Origin of the sequence: Shewanella sp. MBTL60-007 (assembly GCF_019654915.1) — a bacterium.
Taxonomy (GTDB): Bacteria; Pseudomonadota; Gammaproteobacteria; order Enterobacterales; family Shewanellaceae; genus Shewanella.
The window spans coordinates 1-618 of record NZ_BPET01000172.1; the positions used below are offsets into that span (position 1 = coordinate 1).

The window sequence follows — 618 nt, forward strand, 5'->3', positions numbered from 1 at the left end:
ATGCTCTTTAGCTTCCTTTTCTCTTCTCTCCCTGGCTGGTTCCCTGGTCTCTCCGATCTCGTTCTCTGCTTTTTTCCCTGCCGTTTCCTCTTTCCCTTTGCTGCTCTGGTCCCGCCTCTTCCTCCCCTCCTCCCTTTCTTCCCCTCTTTTTCCTTCCCCTTCTTCTTTTCCCCTCTCCCCTCTTCTCCTCTCGGGGTGTGTTTTCTCTCTCTCCCCCCTTCTCTCTCTCTCCCCCTTCCCCCCTCTTCTTCCCCTCCTTTCCTCTCCCTTCTTTTTTCCTCTCCTCTCCTCTTCCCCCTCTTCCCTTCCCCCTTCCTTTTCTCCTCTTTCCCTCTTTTCTCCTTTTTCCTCCCTTCTCCCTCTTCTCCCTCTTTTTCTCTTCTTTCCCTTCTCTCTCTCTCTCTCCCCTCTCCCTTTTTCCCTTTTTTTCTCTTTTTCTCTCTTCCCCCCCTCCCCCTTTTTCCCCTCCTTCTCTTCCCTTTCTTTTCTCTCTTTCTTCTTTTCTTTTCTCTCCTCCTTCCCCTCTCCCTTCTCTTTCCCCTTCCCCCCCCTCTTTCTCCTCTCTCCCTCTTTCCTCCCTCTTCCTTCCTCCCTCCTACCGGCCCCCCTTCCCTCGTC

The 618-nt window shown here is 53.2% G+C and carries 1 protein-coding gene; it reads right to left on the reverse strand.

Features of this window, described 5'->3' with window-relative positions; genetic code table 11:
- Window positions 1-618, reverse strand: a 618-nt coding sequence (locus K5Q92_RS23895; protein WP_220771262.1) for a hypothetical protein, incomplete at both ends; no start/stop codon positions are given.